13 protein-coding genes are annotated in these 14,314 nt (G+C 42.0%); 12 read left to right on the plus strand and 1 reads right to left on the minus strand.

Annotated elements, in window-relative coordinates; translation table 11 throughout:
* From HT731_RS02615 to tig, 12 genes are all read left to right on the plus strand, one after another.
* The coding region (locus HT731_RS02615) for an LPXTG cell wall anchor domain-containing protein (RefSeq protein WP_173277550.1) at positions 1 to 872 on the plus strand (872 nt) is incomplete at its 5' end.
* A 439-nt stretch (positions 873 to 1,311) separates the two neighbouring features.
* Positions 1,312 to 2,319, plus strand: a complete 1,008-nt coding sequence (gene cbpJ / locus HT731_RS02620) for a choline-binding protein CbpJ (RefSeq protein WP_173277551.1) — start codon at positions 1,312 to 1,314, stop codon at positions 2,317 to 2,319.
* Positions 2,320 to 2,336: 17 nt separating this feature from the next.
* Positions 2,337 to 3,293 carry a choline-binding protein CbpC gene (gene cbpC, locus HT731_RS02625; protein ID WP_173277553.1) on the plus strand — a complete coding sequence of 319 codons (957 nt, stop codon included), beginning with the start codon at positions 2,337 to 2,339 and terminating at the stop codon, positions 3,291 to 3,293.
* A 121-nt stretch (positions 3,294 to 3,414) separates the two neighbouring features.
* A complete protein-coding gene (mvk, locus tag HT731_RS02630; RefSeq protein WP_173277555.1) occupies positions 3,415 to 4,293 on the plus strand; it encodes a mevalonate kinase in 879 nt (292 codons plus the stop codon).
* Positions 4,275 to 5,228: a diphosphomevalonate decarboxylase gene (gene mvaD / locus HT731_RS02635; RefSeq protein ID WP_173277557.1), complete on the plus strand. Its 954-nt coding sequence runs from the start codon at positions 4,275 to 4,277 to the stop codon at positions 5,226 to 5,228. The genes mvk and mvaD overlap by 19 nt, the downstream gene beginning before the upstream one ends.
* Positions 5,215 to 6,222 (plus strand): phosphomevalonate kinase, encoded by a 1,008-nt coding sequence (locus tag HT731_RS02640; protein WP_173277559.1) that lies wholly within the window; start codon positions 5,215 to 5,217, stop codon positions 6,220 to 6,222. The genes mvaD and HT731_RS02640 overlap by 14 nt, the downstream gene beginning before the upstream one ends.
* Positions 6,206 to 7,216, plus strand: coding sequence for a type 2 isopentenyl-diphosphate Delta-isomerase (fni, locus tag HT731_RS02645; protein WP_173277560.1), 1,011 nt, complete (start codon positions 6,206 to 6,208; stop codon positions 7,214 to 7,216). Before HT731_RS02640 ends, fni begins: the two co-directional genes overlap by 17 nt.
* 76 nt (positions 7,217 to 7,292) lie before the next feature.
* Entirely contained in the window at positions 7,293 to 7,991 is a 699-nt protein-coding gene (liaF, locus tag HT731_RS02650; protein ID WP_173277562.1) for a cell wall-active antibiotics response protein LiaF, read from the plus strand.
* Complete coding sequence (locus HT731_RS02655; RefSeq protein ID WP_173277564.1) at positions 7,988 to 8,983, plus strand: sensor histidine kinase; 996 nt, start codon at positions 7,988 to 7,990, stop codon at positions 8,981 to 8,983. Before liaF ends, HT731_RS02655 begins: the two co-directional genes overlap by 4 nt.
* Positions 8,984 to 8,996: 13 nt before the next feature.
* Positions 8,997 to 9,629, plus strand: coding sequence for a response regulator transcription factor (locus tag HT731_RS02660; RefSeq protein ID WP_001221567.1), 633 nt, complete (start codon positions 8,997 to 8,999; stop codon positions 9,627 to 9,629).
* Positions 9,630 to 10,286: a DNA alkylation repair protein gene (locus HT731_RS02665; protein ID WP_153226698.1), complete on the plus strand. Its 657-nt coding sequence runs from the start codon at positions 9,630 to 9,632 to the stop codon at positions 10,284 to 10,286.
* 92 nt (positions 10,287 to 10,378) lie between these two features.
* On the plus strand, positions 10,379 to 11,662 hold the full coding sequence (gene tig, locus HT731_RS02670; RefSeq protein WP_084889801.1) for a trigger factor: 1,284 nt from the start codon (positions 10,379 to 10,381) through the stop codon (positions 11,660 to 11,662).
* 198 nt (positions 11,663 to 11,860) lie between these two features.
* Here tig and HT731_RS02675 read toward each other — a convergent pair whose 3' ends face one another.
* Positions 11,861 to 14,227 (minus strand): ATP-dependent RecD-like DNA helicase, encoded by a 2,367-nt coding sequence (locus HT731_RS02675; RefSeq protein WP_173277566.1) that lies wholly within the window; start codon positions 14,225 to 14,227, stop codon positions 11,861 to 11,863.
* Positions 14,228 to 14,314 lie beyond the last annotated feature (87 nt).

Below are 14,314 nucleotides of genomic sequence, written 5' to 3' on the forward strand. Positions count from 1 at the left end.
CTGAAGCAGAAAAAGCTAAGGTAGCAGACGAAGTTAAGAAAGCTAACCCAACAGTAACAGATGTTAAAGTTGGCAAAGATGGCACAACTACAGTAACCTTCCCAGATGGCAGCACAGCCGTTATTCCATCAGGTGATGCAGTTAAGAAATCATCAGATAACGTAGTTAAGGATCCAGCGGTAACACCAGTTGTAGATCCAAGCAACTTGACTGAAGCAGAAAAAGCTAAGGTAGCAGACGAAGTTAAGAAAGCTAACCCAACAGTAACAGATGTTAAAGTTGGCAAAGATGGCACAACTACAGTAACCTTCCCAGATGGTACAACAGCAGTAATCCCAGCAGATAAGGCAGTTAAGAAATCTAATCCAACAGCAACAGATGTTAAAGTAGGTAAAGATGGCACAACAGCAGTAATCCCAGCTAATAAAGCAGATGATAAGTCTAAGGATGCAGATGGTGTTAAAGATCCATCAGTAACACAAGTTACAGATCCAAGCAACTTGACAGACGCTGAAAAAGCTAAAGTAGCAGATGAAGTTAAGAAATCAAACCCAACAGCAACAGATGTTAAAGTAGGTAAAGATGGCACAACTACAGTAACCTTCCCAGATGGTAGCACAGCTGTAATCCCAGCTGATAAAGCAGTTACATCTGCTGAACAAGGCTCACATGCAGTAGCACCAGCTGATAAAGCAGTTACATCTGCTGAACAAGGCTCACATGCAGCAACACCAGCTAAGAAAGCAGGAGCGAAAGAGTTGCCAAATACAGGTACAGTAGATTCTACTGTAGCTATGGTAGCAGCAGCCGCAAGTGCATTACTTGGTCTTGGTCTTGCAGGCCGTCGTCGTAAAGAAGACGAAGAAGCTTAATTGGCAGATTATTTGATAATTATCAGATGATAAGTCCGATTTTCAAAGCTTAAATAAGTACCTCTCATAAGAAAATCTCCTAGCAGGAAAGTCTGCTAGGGGATTTTTGCATTTCAGGAAGTTGAAGGCTGACTGTAAGCGCGTCATAATATAGTGGAGTGAAATAAGATGTGAAGAAATAGATTAGGAAATTCAAATTAATTTCTAGGAATATTTTAGTATGCACAATGTAGTATTCTAGATTCAATATGATATATTTTAGGAGTCATGGTGTACTATTATAGTTTCAATATACTATAATTTCTAAAAATATTTTCAAAGCCAAAGTGTACTACTACTGTTTCAATTTTTAATATGTTTCGTTATTATATGATTTTAAAGCCGTCATATTGACATACAATTTAATTTTTACTATAATTCTTGCAGGAGGATACGTCTAATGAAAATAATAAAAAAATTGATGCAAATTGCATTGGCAGTCTTTTTCTTCGGTTTGCTAGCGACAAGTGCAGTATTGGCGGATGATGCTGATTCAGAAGGTTGGCAATTTGTCCAAGAAAATGGTAGAACCTACTACAAGAAGGGTGAACTCAAAGAAACCTACTGGCGAGTGATTGATGGCAAGACCTATTATTTTGATTATAATGGTGAAATGGTTGTTGGTTGGCAGTACATTCCAATGCCAGTTAAAGGATATACAATTGGTCCTTACCTTAATGGTATAAGATTAGAAGGTTCCCCAATGCCAGAATGGTACTACTTTGACAAAAATGGAGTGCTACAAGAGTTTGTTGGTTGGAAAGCATTAGAGATTAAAACTAAAGACAGTGTTGGAAGAAAGTATGGGGAAAAACGTACAAATCTGGAAGATAAAGAAGAGAAGAGTTTTTACACGAACTATTACTTTAATCAAAATCATTCTTTAGAGACAGGTTGGCTTTATGACCAGTCTAATTGGTATTATCTAGCTAAAACGGAAATTAATGGAGAAAACTATATTGGTGGTGAAAGACGTGCAGGTTGGATAAATGATGGTTCAGCTTGGTACTATCTAGATCCAGAAACTGGTATCATGCAAACTGGTTGGGAACAACTTGGCAATAAGTGGTACTACCTTCGTTCATCAGGAGCCATGGCAACTGGTTGGTATCAGGAAGACTCAACTTGGTATTATCTAGATGCTGAAAATGGCGATATGAAGACAGGCTGGCAATATCTTGGTAACAAGTGGTACTATCTCCGTTCATCAGGAGCCATGGCAACTGGTTGGGTGAAAGATGGTTCAACTTGGTACTACCTAAATGCAAGTAATGGAGATATGAAGACAGGTTGGACAAAAGTAGGAGGAAACTGGTATTATCTCAATTCCTCTGGAGCAATGGTTACAGGTAGCCAAACTATTGATGGTAAAGTTTATAACTTTGCTTCATCTGGGGAGTGGATTTAATCTTGGAGGAGATACAAATGAAGCTTTTGAAAAAAATGATGCAAGTCGCACTAGCAACATTTTTCTTTGGTTTGCTAGCTACAAATACGGTATTTGCGAATACCACAGGTGGCCAATTTGTTGATAAGGATAATAGAAAATATTATGTAAAAGATGATCATAAAGCAATTTATTGGCATAAAATAGACGGTAAAACTTACTATTTTGGTGATAAAGGAGAAATGGTAGTTGGATGGCAATACTTAGAAATTCCTGGAACAGGTTATCGTGATAATTTATTTGATAATCGTCCAGTCTTCGAAATTGGCCTTCAGGAGAAGTGGTACTATTTTGGACAAGATGGAGCTTTGCTAGAACAAACAGATAAACAAGTACTAGAGGCAAAAACGTCTGAAAATACAGGAAAAGTATATGGTGAACAATATACTCCATCTCCTGAAAAGAGAACTTATTATTTTGATAATAATTATGCTGTAAAGACAGGCTGGATTTATGAAGACGGCAATTGGTATTATTTAAATAAGCTAGGAAATTTTGGCGATGATTCTTACAATCCACTACCAATTGGTGAAGTTGCTAAGGGTTGGACTCAAGATTTTCATGTTACTATTGACATTGATAGAAGCAAACCTGCTCCATGGTACTACTTGGATCCAAAAACTGGAATCATGCAAACTGGTTGGAAACAACTTGGCAATAACTGGTACTACCTCCGTTCATCAGGTGCAATGGCGACTGGCTGGTATCAAGAAGGCTCAACTTGGTACTATTTAGATGCTGAAAATGGTGATATGAAAACGGGCTGGCAATACCTTGGTAACAAGTGGTACTATCTTCGTTCATCAGGAGCAATGGCAACTGGCTGGTTCCAGGTCGGTAGTAAATGGTACTATGCTTATAGTTCAGGTGCTTTAGCAGTGAATACCACTGTAGAAGGCTATTCTGTTAATTATAATGGCGAATGGGTTCAATAATGAAAGAGGCGATTGTAAAGGAAACAATCGCTTTTTTTGTGAAAATATAATAAAATAGATAGGAAAGAATAAATACTTGTATGAAAAATGGGACGGCTTATTCGTCTAGTAAAAGGAAAATATGACAAAAAAACTTGGTGTCGGTCAGGCGCATAGTAAGATTATTTTAATAGGGGAGCATGCGGTCGTTTATGGTTATCCTGCTATTTCCTTACCTCTTTTGGAGGTGGAGGTGACTTGTAAGGTGGTTCCTGCTGAAAGTCCTTGGCGCCTCTATGAGGAGGATACTTTGTCCATGGCGGTTTATGCTTCGCTGGAGTATTTGGATATCAAAGAAGCCTGCATTCGTTGTGAGATAGACTCGGCTATCCCTGAGAAACGGGGAATGGGATCGTCAGCTGCTATCAGCATAGCGGCCATTCGTGCGGTATTTGACTACTATCAGGTAGACTTGCCTCATGATGTACTAGAAATCTTGGTCAATCGGGCTGAGATGATTGCCCATATGAATCCTAGTGGTTTGGATGCTAAGACCTGTCTCAGTGACCAACCCATCCGTTTTATCAAGAACGTAGGATTTACAGAGCTTGAGATGGCTCTATCCGCCTATTTGGTGATTGCCGATACGGGTGTTTATGGTCAAACTCGTGAAGCCATCCAAGTGGTTCAAAACAAGGGCAAGGATGCCCTACCATTTTTGCATGCCTTGGGAGAATTGACTCAGCAGGCAGAAGAAGCAATTAGACGAAAAGATGCTGAAGGAGTGGGGCAAATCCTCAGTCAAGCGCATTTGCATTTAAAAGAAATTGGTGTTAGCAGCCCTGAGGCAGACTCTTTGGTTGAAACTGCTCTTAGCCATGGTGCTCTGGGTGCCAAGATGAGCGGTGGTGGGCTTGGAGGCTGTATCATAGCCTTGGCAGACAATTTGACACACGCACAAGAACTAGCAGAAAGATTAGAAGAGAAAGGAGCTGTTCGGACATGGATAGAGAGCCTGTAACAGTACGTTCCTACGCAAATATTGCCATTATCAAATATTGGGGAAAGAAAAAAGAAAAAGAGATGGTACCTGCAACTAGCAGCATCTCTCTGACTTTAGAAAATATGTACACGGAGACGACCTTGTCACCTTTGCCAGACCATGCGACAGCTGATGCCTTTTATATCAATGGTCAGCTACAAAATGAGGCGGAGCATGCCAAGATGAGTAAGATTATTGACCGTTACCGTCCAGCTGGTGAAGGCTTTGTTCGTATTTATACTCAAAACAATATGCCTACCGCAGCGGGCCTATCCTCAAGTTCTAGTGGTTTGTCTGCCTTGGTCAAGGCTTGCAATGCTTATTTCCAGCTTGGATTGGATCGGAGTCAGTTAGCGCAGGAAGCAAAGTTTGCCTCAGGCTCTTCTTCTCGGAGTTTTTATGGACCACTCGGTGCCTGGGATAAGGATAGTGGAGAAATTTACCCTGTAGAGACAGACTTGAAATTAGCTATGATTATGTTGGTGCTAGAAGACAAGAAAAAACCAATCTCTAGTCGTGATGGGATGAAACTTTGTGTGGAAACCTCGACGACCTTTGACGACTGGGTGCGTCAGTCTGAGAAAGACTATCAGGATATGCTGGTTTATCTCAAGGAAAATAACTTTGCCAAGGTTGGGGAATTGACTGAGAAAAATGCTCTGGCGATGCACGCTACAACCAAGACTGCTAGTACAGCCTTCTCTTATCTGACTGATGCATCTTATGAAGCCATGGACTTTGTTCGCCAGCTTCGTGAGCAAGGTGAGGCTTGCTATTTTACCATGGATGCTGGTCCCAATGTCAAGATCCTCTGTCAAGAGAAAGACTTGGAGCATTTATCAGAAATCTTCGGTCAACGTTATCGCTTGATTGTGTCAAAAACAAAGGATTTGAGCCAAGATGATTGCTGTTAAAACTTGCGGAAAACTCTATTGGGCAGGCGAATATGCTATTTTAGAGCCTGGGCAGTTGGCCTTGATAAAGGCCATTCCCATCTATATGAAGGGCGAGATTGCTTTTTCTGATAGTTACCGTATTTATTCGGATATGTTTGATTTCGCAGTGGACTTGACGCCAAATCCTGACTACAACTTGATTCAAGAAACGATTGCTTTAGTGGAAGATTTCCTGACTTCTCATGGGCAGACCTTGCAACCTTTTTTTCTCGAAATCCGTGGCAAAATGGAAAGAGAAGGGAAAAAATTTGGTCTAGGTTCTAGCGGCAGCATCGTTGTCTTGGTTGTCAAGGCTTTACTAGCTCTGTATGATGTTTCTGTTGATCAGGAGCTCTTGTTCAAGTTGGCTAGCGCTGTCTTGCTCAAGCGAGGAGACAATGGTTCTATGGGGGACCTTGCCTGTATCGTAGCAGAGGATTTGGTTCTCTACCAATCTTTTGATCGCCAAAAGGTAGCTGCTTGGCTAAAAGAAGAAAATTTGTCGACAGTTTTAGAGCGTGATTGGGGCTTTTCAATTTCGCAAGTGAAACCAACTTTAGAATGTGATTTCCTAGTGGGATGGACCAAGGAAGTGGCTGTATCGAGTCACATGGTCCAGCAAATCAAGCAAAATATCAATCAGAGTTTTTTAACTTCCTCAAAAGAAACGGTAGCTGCTTTGGTAGAAGCCTTGGAACAGGGGAAAGTTGAAAAAATTATCGAGCAAGTAGAAGTAGCCAGCCAGCTTTTAGAAGGCTTGAGCACAGATATTTACACGCTTTCGCTCAGACAGTTGAAAGAAGCCAGTCAAGATTTGCAGGCTGTTGCCAAGAGTAGCGGTGCTGGTGGCGGTGACTGTGGTATTGCCTTGAGTTTTGATGAGCAATCAACTGAAACCCTAAAAAACCGTTGGGCCGATCTGGGGATTGTGCTCTTATACCAAGAAAGGATAGGACATGACGACAAATCGTAAGGATGAGCATATCCGCTATGCCCTTGAGCAGAAAAGTTCCTATAATAGCTTTGATGAGGTGGAGTTGATTCATTCTTCCTTGCCTCTTTACGACCTGGATGAAATCGATCTGTCGACAGAGTTTGCTGGTCGAAAGTGGGATTTTCCTTTTTATATCAATGCTATGACGGGTGGAAGCGATAAGGGAAGAGAAATCAATCAAAAGCTAGCTCAGGTAGCAGATGCCTGTGGTATTTTGTTTGTGACGGGATCTTATAGCGCAGCCCTCAAAGATTCAACAGATGACTCTTTTTCTGTCAAGTCTAGCCATCCAAATCTCCTTCTTGGAACCAATATTGGATTAGACAAGCCTGTCGAGTTAGGCCTTCAGACTGTAGAAGAGATGAATCCTGTTCTCTTGCAAGTGCATGTCAATGTTATGCAGGAATTGCTTATGCCTGAGGGAGAAAGAAAGTTTCGAAGCTGGCAATCGCATCTGGCAGACTATAGCAAGCAAATCCCTGTTCCGATTGTCCTCAAGGAAGTTGGCTTTGGGATGGATGCCAAGACCATCGAGAGAGCCTATGAATTGGGTGTTCGAACTGTTGATCTGTCTGGTCGTGGTGGTACCAGCTTTGCCTACATTGAAAACCGTCGCAGTGGCCAGCGTGATTATCTCAATCAATGGGGCCAGTCTACCATGCAAGCCCTTCTCAATGCCCAAGACTGGAAAGACAAGGTCGAACTCTTGGTCAGTGGAGGCGTTCGGAATCCGCTGGATATGATTAAGTGCTTGGTCTTTGGTGCCAAGGCTGTAGGCCTGTCTCGAACAGTTCTGGAATTGGTTGAAACCTACACAGTTGAAGAAGTGATTGACATTGTCCAAGGCTGGAAAGCAGATCTACGCTTAATTATGTGTGCTCTTAACTGTGCCACTATAGTAGATTTACAAAAAGTAGACTATCTTCTTTATGGAAAATTAAAAGAAGCAAATGATCAGATGAAAAAGGCGTAACCACCGCCTTTTTTCCATCTTCAGACCGAGGTGACTTTTTTGAATTGTGATAAAATAGAAGGGTGAGGATGAACCTATGAGAAAATTTAAAATCTTTTTATTTATCGAAGCCTGTCTTTTTACAGGAGCTCTGATTTTGATGGTATCAGAGCATTTTTCGCGTTTTCTGCTGATTTTATTCCTCTTTTTGCTTTTGATTCGCTATTACACTGGTAAAGAGGGAAATAACCTTCTTTTGGTAGTGGCAACCATTCTCTTCTTTTTCATCGTTATGCTCAATCCTTTTGTGATTTTAGCTATTTTTGTTGCGGTTATTTATAGCCTCTTTCTTCTTTATCCGATGATGAATCAAGAAAAAGAGCAGACCGATTTGGTTTTTGAAGAGGTGGTGACGGTTAAGAAGGAGAAAAATCGTTGGTTTGGAAATCTCCATCATTTTTCAAGTTACCAGACTTGCCAGTTTGATGATATCAATCTCTTTCGTCTCATGGGTAAGGACACCATTCATCTGGAGAGGGTCATCTTAACCAATCATGACAATGTCATTATCCTCAGAAAGATGGTAGGAACGACCAAAATCATCGTACCTGTAGATGTGGAAGTCAGTCTCAGCGTTAACTGTCTCTATGGTGATTTGACTTTTTTCAACCAGCCCAAGCGAGCCCTCCGAAATGAACACTATCATCAAGAAACAAGAGACTATCTTAAGAGTAACAAGAGTGTCAAGATTTTCTTGACCACTATGATTGGGGATGTGGAGGTGGTCAGAGGATGAAAAAACAAGCCTATGTAATGATGGCTCTCACCTCCATCCTGTTTGTCTTCTTTTTCTCCCACAGCTTGCTGGACATCCTTGACTTTGACTGGTCTATTTTCTTGCATGATGTCGAAAAAACAGAAAAATTTGTCTTTTTGTTGTTGGTATTCAGCATGTCCATGACCTGTCTCTTAGCCCTATTTTGGCGAGGTATTGAAGAGCTTTCTCTAAGAAAAATGCAGGCTAATCTCAAGCGTTTATTGGCAGGTCAAGAAGTGGTTCAGGTTGCAGATCCAGATTTGGATGCCAGCTTCAAGTCCTTGTCTGGCAAACTTAACCTTTTGACAGAGGCTCTTCAAAAGGCTGAAAATCACAGCCTTGTTCAGGAAGAGGAAATTATCGAAAAAGAACGGAAGCGGATTGCTCGGGATTTGCACGATACGGTCAGTCAGGAGTTGTTTGCGGCCCACATGATTTTATCAGGTGTCAGCCAGCAGGTTTTGAAACTGGACAGAGAAAAGATGCAGACCCAGTTGCAGAGTGTCACAGCTATTTTAGAAACCGCCCAGAAGGATTTGCGGGTCTTGCTCTTACATTTGCGACCAGTTGAACTGGAGCAGAAGAGTCTGGTTGAGGGAATTCAAATCCTCTTAAAAGAGCTTGAGGACAAGAGTGATCTCAAGGTTAGTTTCAAGCAAAATGTAACGAAATTGCCTAAGAAAATCGAGGAGCATATCTTCCGTATCCTGCAAGAGTTGATCAGCAATACCCTCCGCCATGCCCAGGCTTCTTGTTTGGATGTCTATCTCTATCAGACAGATTTTGAATTGCAGCTGAAGGTGGTGGACAATGGGATTGGTTTCCAGTTAGGGAGTTTAGACGACTTGAGTTATGGACTGCGAAATATCAAAGAGAGGGTTGAAGATATGGCTGGAACAGTTCAACTCTTGACAGCTCCCAAGCAAGGGCTGGCGGTTGACATCCGTATTCCCCTGCTCGATAAGGAATGATAAAGGAGTAAAGATGAGAATTTTACTAGTAGATGACCATGAAATGGTCCGATTGGGCTTGAAAAGCTACTTTGACCTCCAAGACGATGTAGAAGTTGTGGGCGAGGCGGCCAACGGATCTCAGGGGATTGACTTAGCCTTGGAATTGCGCCCAGATGTTATTGTCATGGATATTGTCATGCCTGAGATGAATGGAATTGACGCGACCTTGGCCATCCTCAAAGAATGGCCTGAAGCTAAGATTTTGATTGTGAGCTCTTATTTGGACAATGAAAAAATCATGCCTGTCTTGAATGCTGGTGCTCGTGGCTATATGCTCAAGACTTCTAGTGCCGATGAATTGCTCCATGCTGTCCGTAAGGTGGCTGCTGGCGAGTTGGCCATTGAGCAAGAGGTCAGCAAGAAGGTCGAATACCACCGCAATCACATAGAACTACATGAGGACCTGACTGCGCGTGAGCGAGATGTGCTTCAACTTATCGCCAAGGGCTATGAAAATCAGCGCATCGCAGACGAACTTTTTATCTCTCTCAAGACGGTCAAGACCCATGTGTCCAACATTCTTGCCAAACTTGAGGTCAGCGATCGTACCCAGGCTGCAGTCTATGCCTTTCAACACCACTTGGTGGGGCATGAGAACTTTTAGATGAGTCTAACATATTTACTTGTCGAACTAGAAGCAGCAAAAGATTCTCAAAAAGCAGGCTCCATGGAAGCCTATATGCGCCATCAATTTTCCTTTCTAGGCATTGCGGCTCCTGAAAGAAATGCACTCTATAAAAAATACTTTCCAAAAGCGAAAAAAACAAAGATTATCGACTGGAATTTTGTAGACGCTTGCTGGGAAAAAGAATCTAGAGAATACCAGTATGTGGCTGCCAATTATTTGAAAGCCATGCAATCTTATCTAACGGAGAACGATTTACCTAAGCTTGAGCGGTTAGTCGTCACAAAATCCTGGTGGGATACGGTAGATATCCTAGATCGAGTAGTAGGGAGTTTGGTGTATGACCACCCTGAACTAGAAGAAATAATCTTAAAATGGAGCCTGTCAGACAATATCTGGTTGAGACGCGTCGCTATTGACCACCAGTTGTTAAGAAAAGAGAAGACCAATGTTCAATTACTGGAAAAGATTCTGCTTCATAATTTGAATCAAACAGAATTCTTTATCAATAAAGCCATTGGCTGGGCTCTAAGAGATTACTCCAAAACCAATCCAACTTGGGTAGCAGGTTTCATTGAGAAAAACAAGGAAAGAATGGCTGACCTTAGTATCAAAGAAGCAAGCAAGTACCTCTAGCGTGATTGAAAAGCGCGTTCATTACTTGAAAACAGTCGCCCATTTATGTTATAATAGGCTGTATTTAAAAAATTTTAAGGAGAAATGACAGAATGTCTGTATCATTTGAAAACAAAGAAACAAACCGTGGTGTCTTGACTTTCACTATCTCTCAAGACCAAATCAAACCAGAATTGGACCGTGTCTTCAACTCAGTGAAGAAATCTCTTAATGTTCCAGGTTTCCGTAAAGGTCACCTCCCACGTCCTATCTTCGACAAAAAATTTGGTGAAGAGTCACTTTACCAAGATGTTATGAACGCTCTGTTGCCAAACGCTTATGAAGCAGCTGTAAAAGAAGCTGGTCTTGAAGTCGTTGCGCAACCAAAAATTGACGTGACTTCAATGGAAAAAGGTCAAGACTGGGTTATCACAGCTGAAGTCGTTACAAAACCTGAAGTAAAATTGGGTGACTACAAAAACCTTGAAGTATCAGTTGATCTAGAAAAAGAAGTAACTGACGCTGACGTTGAAGAGCGTATCGAACGCGAACGCAACAACTTGGCTGAATTGGTTATCAAAGAAGCTGCTGCTGAAAACGGCGACACTGTTGTCATCGACTTTGTTGGTTCTATCGACGGTGTTGAATTTGACGGTGGAAAAGGAGAAAACTTCTCACTTGGACTTGGTTCAGGTCAATTCATCCCTGGTTTTGAAGACCAATTGGTAGGTCACTCAGCTGGTGAAACTGTTGATGTTATCGTAACATTCCCAGAAGACTACCAAGCAGAAGACCTTGCAGGTAAAGAAGCTAAATTCGTAACAACTATCCACGAAGTAAAAGCTAAAGAAGTTCCAGCTCTTGACGATGAGCTTGCAAAAGACATCGACGAAGAAGTTGAAACACTTGCTGAATTGAAAGAAAAATACCGCAAAGAATTGGCTGAAGCTAAAGAAGAAGCTTACAAAGATGCAGTTGAAGGTGCAGCAATTGATAAAGCTGTAGAAAACGCTGAAATCGTAGAACTTCCAGAAGAAATGATCCACGAAGAAGTTCACCGTTCAGTAAATGAATTCCTTGGAAACTTGCAACGTCAAGGTATCAACCCTGACATGTACTTCCAAATCACTGGAACTACTCAAGAAGACCTACACAAACAATACGAGGGGGAAGCTGAGTCACGTACTAAGACTAACCTTGTTATCGAAGCAGTTGCCAAAGCTGAAGGATTTGACGCTTCAGAAGAAGAAATCCAAAAAGAAATCGAGCAATTGGCTGCAGATTACAACATGGAAGTTGCACAAGTACAAAGCTTGCTTTCAGCTGATATGTTGAAACACGATATCACAATCAAAAAAGCTGTTGAATTGATTACAAGCACAGCAACAGTTAAATAATCTTATACTCTTCGAAAATCTCTTCAAACTACGTCAGCGTCGCCTTACCGTATATATGTTACTGACTTCGTCAGTTCTATCTACAACCTCAAAGCAGTGCTTTGAGCAACCTGTGGCTATCTTCCTAGTTTGCTCTTTGATTTTCATTGAGTATTAATAAACAAAAAGCCCACCTGATTAGGTGGGTTTTCTTATACACTATTTTCCAAAAATCTCTTTGAGGTCTGCGTCTGTAATCCCAATCATGGCGGGGATGCTGTCCCAGTTTTCTTCGGTCAGGATGTAGGATTCTTCAGAGGCGCTTGATGTGGCTGTTTCAGAGACAGCTGGTTGCTTTTCTTCAACATTTTCAATTAAATCACTGAAGCGTTCAATCAGATAGGTTTTTCGGGCAGTTCCGATGTGTTGGGTAGCATAATCAAAGGCCTGTAATTCGCCTAGTAAGATAAGCTTGCTTTTGGCGCGTGTAATGGCTGTGTAGATGAGATTACGCTCCAGCATACGCCTGCTAGCACTGGTGATAGGTAGGATAACAACAGGAAACTCACTTCCCTGTGATTTATGGATACTCATGGCATAGGCCAAGCGAATCTTGTACCATTCGTTACGTGGGTAAGAGACCTCGTTGCCATCAAAATCAATGACAATCTCATCTTGTTTCGATTCGGTGTATTTACCAGGAATCAGGTCTGTGATAGCTCCTAAATCTCCATTAAAGACATTGATTTCAGCATCGTTGACTAAATGAATGACCTTGTCGCCCTTACGATAATGGCACTGGGGAGCTTCAAAACTGAGTTGGTCTTTTTGTGGTGGATTGAGCAGGTCTTGCATGAGCTGATTGATAGCGTCAATCCCTGCAGTTCCTCGATACATGGGAGCCAGAACTTGGATATCACGGGCAGGAATTCCACTTCTGAGGGCAGCGCCTAAGATTTTCTCAATCGTAGCAGGAATATGGCCACTAGCAATTTCAAAGTAGGAACGGTCAGCTTTTTTCTGGGTGAAATCAGCTGGCAAGATTCCCTGTCGAATCTGACTAGCTAGGGTGACGATAGTTGATTCTTCGCTTTGTCGATAAATTTTTTCCAAGCGAGTCTGAGGAATCAAGGGAATATGAAGCAGATCCGCTAGAACCTGTCCAGGACTGACAGACGGTAGCTGGTCGCTGTCGCCCACGATGAGGATTTTACTGTTAGAAGAGATGTTGGAGAAGAGTTGATTGGCTAGCCAAGTATCCACCATAGAAAATTCATCCACGATGATAAAGTCAGCATCCAGATAATCTTCCAGATGACTGGTATCATCGTCACCTGTCATTCCTAAATGACGGTGTATGGTCGCGCTAGGCAAGCCTGTCAATTCATTCATGCGGCGAGCTGCTCGTCCAGTTGGAGCGGCAAGAAGAATAGGTAGGTTGCTTTTTTTCCTGAGGTCAAGTCCTTCTAAAAGGGCATAAACAGCGATGATACCATTGATAACAGTTGTCTTACCAGTACCAGGTCCACCTGTTAGGATAAAGACCTTGTTCTGGATAGCATCACAGATAGCTTGTTTTTGAATGCTATCATACTCAATCCCCAGCTCTTCCTCGACAGTAGCGATATGTTTTTGAATGGTTTCTAAATCCTGGCTCTTCTGTTTTCCTTTTTCAAGGATACGAACCAAGTGACTGCGGATGCCTTCCTCAGCGAAAAAGAGGCTGTTGTCAAAAATCTTGGTATCAATCTGCTGGACCTTGTCTTCTTCAATGAGGTAGGAGAGTTCTTGGGCCACTTGGCTGGGATCGAGTTCCACGGGGCGGGAAGACTCAAGGAGAGTGAGAGTTTGTTCTAGCAAATCCCGAGCTTCAACGTAGGTATCCCCTGTTTCCATACAGGCCTGAAAAAGACTGTGAACTAGCCCGGCGCGGAAGCGTTCAGGAGCCTGACTTTCGATTCCTAGTTCTTCTGCTAATTGGTCAGCAATGGTAAAGCCCAAACCCTTGATATCCTCAACCAACTGGTAGGGATAATTTTCAACCACATCAAGGGTTTCTTCCTTGTAAAAGTCTTGAATCTGAAAGGCTAGTTTGTTGGGAATGCCGTAGTTGGCTAGTTTGGCCAAAACCATCTCGGTTCCGTAGTTGAGACGGAGGGTGGAGACGAAAGCCTCGCGATTTTTGGCAGATAGTCCTGCGATGCCTTCTAACTTTTCTGGGTGTTGCAAAATTTCGTCAATGGTATTGTCGCCATAGGTATCCACAATTTTCTGAGCTGTCTTGAGACCAATCCCCTTGAAATGGCTACTTGAAAAGTACTTGACCAAGCCCTTGCTAGTTGGTTTTGCACGTTCATAACGACTGATTTGCAGTTGTTCTCCATACTTGGAGTGCTGGACAATTTGCCCCCAAAAAGTATAGTCTTCTCCCTCAATCACGTCAGCCATGGTGCCCGTGACAATAATTTCAAAATCATCAAAATCTTCTGCGTCCGTATCTTCGATTTCTAGGAGGAGGATGCGATAAAAATTGCTGGGATTTTCAAAAATAATCCGTTCAATGGTTCCTGAAAAATAAACTTCCATAAAATTCCTTTGCATGAATAGGTGAGAGTTGGGATTGTTTTTATTTTATACTCTTCGAAAATATCTTCAAACCACGTCAGCTTCCAT

This window comes from Streptococcus sp. k-163 (genome assembly GCF_013277555.1).
In the GTDB taxonomy this organism is placed as follows: Bacteria; Bacillota; Bacilli; order Lactobacillales; family Streptococcaceae; genus Streptococcus.

Coding starts and splice junctions, on each gene's coding strand:
- cbpJ (WP_173277551.1), top strand. CDS start 1,312: ATGAAAATAATAAAAAAATTGATGCAAATTGCATTGGCAGTCTTTTTC.
- cbpC (WP_173277553.1), top strand. CDS start 2,337: ATGAAGCTTTTGAAAAAAATGATGCAAGTCGCACTAGCAACATTTTTC.
- mvk (WP_173277555.1), top strand. CDS start 3,415: ATGACAAAAAAACTTGGTGTCGGTCAGGCGCATAGTAAGATTATTTTA.
- mvaD (WP_173277557.1), top strand. CDS start 4,275: ATGGATAGAGAGCCTGTAACAGTACGTTCCTACGCAAATATTGCCATT.
- HT731_RS02640 (WP_173277559.1), top strand. CDS start 5,215: ATGATTGCTGTTAAAACTTGCGGAAAACTCTATTGGGCAGGCGAATAT.
- fni (WP_173277560.1), top strand. CDS start 6,206: ATGACGACAAATCGTAAGGATGAGCATATCCGCTATGCCCTTGAGCAG.
- liaF (WP_173277562.1), top strand. CDS start 7,293: ATGAGAAAATTTAAAATCTTTTTATTTATCGAAGCCTGTCTTTTTACA.
- HT731_RS02655 (WP_173277564.1), top strand. CDS start 7,988: ATGAAAAAACAAGCCTATGTAATGATGGCTCTCACCTCCATCCTGTTT.
- HT731_RS02660 (WP_001221567.1), top strand. CDS start 8,997: ATGAGAATTTTACTAGTAGATGACCATGAAATGGTCCGATTGGGCTTG.
- HT731_RS02665 (WP_153226698.1), top strand. CDS start 9,630: ATGAGTCTAACATATTTACTTGTCGAACTAGAAGCAGCAAAAGATTCT.
- tig (WP_084889801.1), top strand. CDS start 10,379: ATGTCTGTATCATTTGAAAACAAAGAAACAAACCGTGGTGTCTTGACT.
- HT731_RS02675 (WP_173277566.1), bottom strand. CDS start 14,227: ATGGAAGTTTATTTTTCAGGAACCATTGAACGGATTATTTTTGAAAAT.